The following is a 4,546-nucleotide window of genomic DNA, read 5'->3' as shown; positions in this document are numbered from 1 at the left end:
GAGGGCGAGATCCACGGTCAGTCCGGCTCGGCGCACCTGGCGCTGGGCAACACGGCCCGCGCCGTCGAGAGCTTCGGCCATGCGATCCGTGCCGAGCGGGCGGGCGAGCGCCGCACGCACGGGCTGTTCCTCAGCCGGGCCGCCCAGGCGCACGCCCGGGCGGGCGACCTCGACGCGGCCTGTGCCACCGGCGAGGAGGCCGTGGCCATCGCCGAGACCGTGCAGTCGGCACGCCTGCGGGAGCACCTGCGGGACCTGTCGGCGGACCTGCGGCGAGGTGGCTCGACGCGACGCTCCGGAGTGGGAGCGCGGGTGCTGACCGAGCGAATCGCGGCACTGGCGTCGTGACGGCGCCGGCCACCTCCGGCGGCGTTGTCCGGGCCCTCGTGCTCTGGGACATCGACCGGACGCTCGTCTACGTCGGAGAGGTGGACCGGACGGCATACCGGGAGGCGTTCGCCGAGGTCGTGGGACGGCCCGCCGAACGCCTCCCGGCCAAGGGGACCGGGGTGACCATGCCGCTCGCGATCCGCGGGCTGCTGGCCGACAACGGCGTCCCCGAGCACGAGGCGGAGGACCTGCTGCCACAGATGCTCGCGGCGGTGCCCCTGCACTTCGCGGCCCGCACCGACGAGGTGCGCCGCCTCGGGACCGTGCTCCCTGGGGCCATGGGCGCCCTGAAGGCCGTGGCGGCCGAGCCCGACATGGTGGCCACGGTGCTGACGGGCAACCTCGAGCCGAATGCTCGCATCAAGCTCGGCGTGTTCGGCATGGACCGGTACGTCGACGCCGGCGTGGGTGGCTACTCGTCCGACGACGCCCACCGGCCGGCCCTCGTGGCCGTGGCCCAGCGGCGCGCGGGCGAGCGATACGAGAGCACGTTCCACAAGGGCAACACCGTGATCGTCGGCGACTCGCTGGAGGACGTGCGCACCGGCCTGGAGGGCGGGGCGCACGTGGTGGCGGTCGCCTCGGGGACCACGCCGGCGGACCGGCTGGCCGAGGCGGGGGCCGACGTGGTGCTCCCGGACCTCATCGACTCGGGCCGGCTGATCCAGGAGATCCGGGTCCTCACCGACACCGCCTGACCTCTTCGGCAGGGTCGTGCCGGGGTGCGGAAGTCTCCATGCTTCGACATAGTGACTGGCGTCACATGTGAGTAGACTCTGGTCTCTTCCCGCCATCGACGTCGCTGGCGGGATGCATCGGCCTTGCACGGGTCAAGCCTGTGCAGGGCATTACATATCTGGGGGAACAGCCCCGGAGCTCGTCGAGGAGGACGGATGCTCGAAGACGACATTGTTTTCGGCGCAGGGAGCTACACCACGGTGGCGGTGATCGCCGTCATCGCGGCCGCTGCCCTCGGGTGCGCTTTCGTGCTGCGCCGACAGGTGCTCGCCGCGCCTGATGGAACCGCGAAGATGCAGGACATCGGCCAGGCCGTGCAGGAGGGCGCGTCCGCTTATCTGAAGCGGCAGTTCCGCACCCTCGTGCTCTTCGCGGCCGTGGTCTTCGCGCTGCTCTTCCTGCTGCCGGGCGATGGTGGGGTGCGTGTCGGGCGCTCCATCGCGTTCCTGTTCGGTGCCGGGTTCTCCGCGGCCATCGGCTACCTGGGCATGTGGCTCGCGGTGCGCGCCAACGTCCGTGTGGCCTCGGCCGCGACCCGTCCTGGCGGCCGGGCGGAGGGCGCCCGCATCGCGTTCCGCACGGGCGGCGTCGTCGGTATGTCCGTGGTGGGCCTGGGCCTGCTCGGCGCCGCGCTCGTCGTGCTCGTGTACGACGTGGACGCGCCCGCCGTGCTGGAGGGCTTCGGCTTCGGCGCCGCGCTGCTCGCCATGTTCATGCGCGTGGGCGGCGGCATCTTCACCAAGGCGGCCGACGTCGGCGCCGACCTGGTCGGCAAGGTCGAGCAGGGCATCCCCGAGGACGACCCCCGCAACGCGGCCACCATCGCGGACAACGTGGGCGACAACGTCGGCGACTGCGCCGGCATGGCGGCCGACCTCTTCGAGTCCTACGCCGTGACCCTCGTGGCCGCCCTCATCCTCGGCAAGGCCGCCATGGGCGAGCAGGGCCTCGTGTTCCCGCTGATCGTCACCGCGATCGGCGCGTTCGTCGCGCTGCTGGGCGTCTTCATCACCCGGGTGCGCGGGTCCGAGAGCGGTCTCGCCGCGATCAACCGCGGGTTCTACATCTCCGCCGTCGTCGGCGCCGTGCTGGCCGGCATCGCGGCCTTCGTCTACCTGCCGTCCTCGTTCGGCCAGATGACCGGCACCGCCGACCTCACCGACGTGACCGCCGACCCCCGGATCGTCTCCGCCCTCGCCGTGCTCATCGGCGTGGTGCTCGCGGGCGTCATCCTCTGGGTCACGGGCTACTTCACCGGTACCGACAAGAAGCCGACCCTGCACGTGGCCGAGACGTCCCGCACGGGCGCCGCGACCGTCGTCCTGTCCGGCATCGGCGTGGGCTTCGAGTCGGCCGTGTACACGGCCGGCATCATCGCCGCCGCGATCTGCGGCGTGTTCCTGCTGGCCGGCGGCTCGGTGCCGCTCGCGCTGTTCCTCGTGGCCCTGGCCGGCTGCGGCCTGCTCACCACGGTCGGCGTCATCGTGGCCATGGACACGTTCGGCCCGGTCAGCGACAACGCGCAGGGCATCGCCGAGATGTCGGGCGACGTCGACGAGGAGGGCGCGCAGATCCTCACCGACCTGGACGCCGTCGGCAACACCACGAAGGCCATCACCAAGGGCATCGCGATCGCCACGGCCGTACTGGCCGCGACCGCGCTGTTCGGCTCCTACGCGGACGCCGTGTCGCACGCGCTCGCGCAGGTGGGCGACGTCGGCTCCGGTCTCGTGACCTCGATGCTCAGCTACGAGATCATCTCGCCGGTCACCCTCGTGGGCGTGATCCTAGGCGGCGCCACCGTGTTCCTGTTCTCCGGGCTCGCGATCGACGCCGTGACCCGCGCCGCGGGCGCCATCGTGTTCGAGGTGCGCCGCCAGTTCCGCGAGCACCCGGGCATCATGACCTTCGACGAGCGTCCCGAGTACGGCAAGGTCGTGGACATCTGCACCCGCGACTCGCTGCGCGAGCTCGTCACCCCGGGCCTGCTGGCCGCGTTCGCACCCATCGCGGTGGGCTTCGGCCTCGGCGTCGGGCCGCTGGCCGGATTCCTGGCCGGTGCGATCGGCTCCGGCGTCCTCATGGCCATCTTCCTGGCCAACTCGGGCGGTGCCTGGGACAACGCCAAGAAGATCGTCGAGGACGGCAAGTACGGCGGCAAGGGTTCGGAGGCGCACGCGGCCACCGTCATCGGTGACACCGTGGGCGACCCGTTCAAGGACACCGCCGGCCCCGCGATCAACCCGCTGATCAAGGTGATGAACCTGGTCGCGCTGCTCATCGCCCCCGCGGTGGTGGCGATCAGCGTGCCGTCCGACGCCAACCACGCGCTGCGCATCGGTATCGCGCTGGTGGCGGCGGCCGTGGCCTTCGGCGCCGTGATCTGGTCCCGTGTGCGGGCCTCCCGCGTCGACGCGGCGCAGCAGGAGGAGCAGGACCGCACGGCGGCGGCGGTCTAGCCGGTACCGCGCGAAAGTTCGTCCCAGCAGGCGATCAGGCCTGGAATCCTCGGTGATTCCAGGCCTGATCGCCTGTTCGAGGCGGACTCGGGTCCTACTGGCCCACGCGGCCGTCGACGCACTCGCGGAGCAGGTCGGCGTGGCCCATGTGCCGGGAGTACTCCTCGATCATGTGCACCAGGATGTCCCGGACGGGGACCTCGTCGCCCTGGTGCGTGACGGTCTCGCCCAGCCCGTCCTCGGGGAGGGCCTCCATCCAGGCGTCGGCGTCCCGGACCTCGCGGCGCCAGTTCTCCCACGCGTCCTCGACGACGGCGTGGTCGGCCACGGCGCCGTCGAAGTCCGCGTCGGGGTTCTCCGGCCCCTTTCCGAACAGCTTGGGCAGGTCGACGCGGCCCTGCAGCGCCCGCTGGAACCAGGTCTGCTCGACGTGCGCCAGGTGCCGCACCAGCCCGAGCAGCGACATGGTCGAGGGCGGCACCGACCGGCGGGCGAGCTGCTCGGCGTCGAGCCCGTCGCACTTCATCTCCAGCGTGAGCCGGTAGTGCCGCAGGTAGTTCCAGAGGGTCTCCTTCTCGCCGAACGGGCTGGCCAGCGCCTCCCGCGGGTCGCTGTCGGGGTCCACCCACATGTCGGGGTAGACAGTGGCTGAGGTCCATCGCTCGGTAGTGGTCATGAGGCCAGTGCACCGCTGCCACCGGCCCCGGTCAACGGCTTTGTTCCGCGGCGCGGGGCCGTAGAGGGCAGGTGCGCCGGGTCGCCGGGCCATGCGGTCGTCGCAATTGATTCCCGGTCCGGCCTCCGGATGGTCCAGACTTGGCCGGATTGTCGCTGGGGAGGCTCCGTTGCTCGCTCGTACCCGCTTGTTCGCCGCGCTGACCGGCGCGATGGCCGGCGTGACGCTGGCCATCGGCGGCGCCGTGCCCGCGACGGCGACGTCGGGCGGCTCCGGGCCCGCC

At 71.8% G+C, this 4,546-nt stretch carries 4 protein-coding genes; 3 read left to right on the top strand and 1 reads right to left on the bottom strand.

All coding sequences use genetic code 11. From position 1 onward, the window contains the following. From PROKR_RS04155 to PROKR_RS04145, 3 genes are all read left to right on the top strand, one after another. Positions 1–348, top strand: a 348-nt coding sequence (locus PROKR_RS04155) for an NsdA family TPR-like regulatory protein (RefSeq protein ID WP_036959815.1), incomplete at its 5' end; no start/stop codon positions are given. After that, positions 345–1,088 carry a haloacid dehalogenase-like hydrolase gene (locus tag PROKR_RS04150; protein ID WP_051432663.1) on the top strand — a complete coding sequence of 248 codons (744 nt, stop codon included), beginning with the start codon at positions 345–347 and terminating at the stop codon, positions 1,086–1,088. The genes PROKR_RS04155 and PROKR_RS04150, both read left to right, overlap by 4 nt. 195 nt (positions 1,089–1,283) lie before the next feature. Further along, on the top strand, positions 1,284–3,587 hold the full coding sequence (locus PROKR_RS04145) for a sodium-translocating pyrophosphatase (protein ID WP_036959813.1): 2,304 nt from the start codon (positions 1,284–1,286) through the stop codon (positions 3,585–3,587). Between the two features lie 94 nt (positions 3,588–3,681). On the opposite strand, the gene PROKR_RS04140 is transcribed toward PROKR_RS04145, so the two are convergent. Continuing rightward, positions 3,682–4,263 carry a DinB family protein gene (locus PROKR_RS04140; RefSeq protein WP_036959808.1) on the bottom strand — a complete coding sequence of 194 codons (582 nt, stop codon included), beginning with the start codon at positions 4,261–4,263 and terminating at the stop codon, positions 3,682–3,684. Positions 4,264–4,546 lie beyond the last annotated feature (283 nt).

Source organism: Promicromonospora kroppenstedtii DSM 19349 (assembly GCF_000515355.1).
Classification (GTDB): Bacteria; Actinomycetota; Actinomycetes; order Actinomycetales; family Cellulomonadaceae; genus Promicromonospora; species Promicromonospora kroppenstedtii.
The sequence above is the reverse complement of the archived record's forward strand: the minus strand, read 5'-3'. Positions and strand labels throughout refer to the sequence as shown.

Coding starts and splice junctions, on each gene's coding strand:
- PROKR_RS04140 (WP_036959808.1), bottom strand. CDS start 4,263: ATGACCACTACCGAGCGATGGACCTCAGCCACTGTCTACCCCGACATG.
- PROKR_RS04145 (WP_036959813.1), top strand. CDS start 1,284: ATGCTCGAAGACGACATTGTTTTCGGCGCAGGGAGCTACACCACGGTG.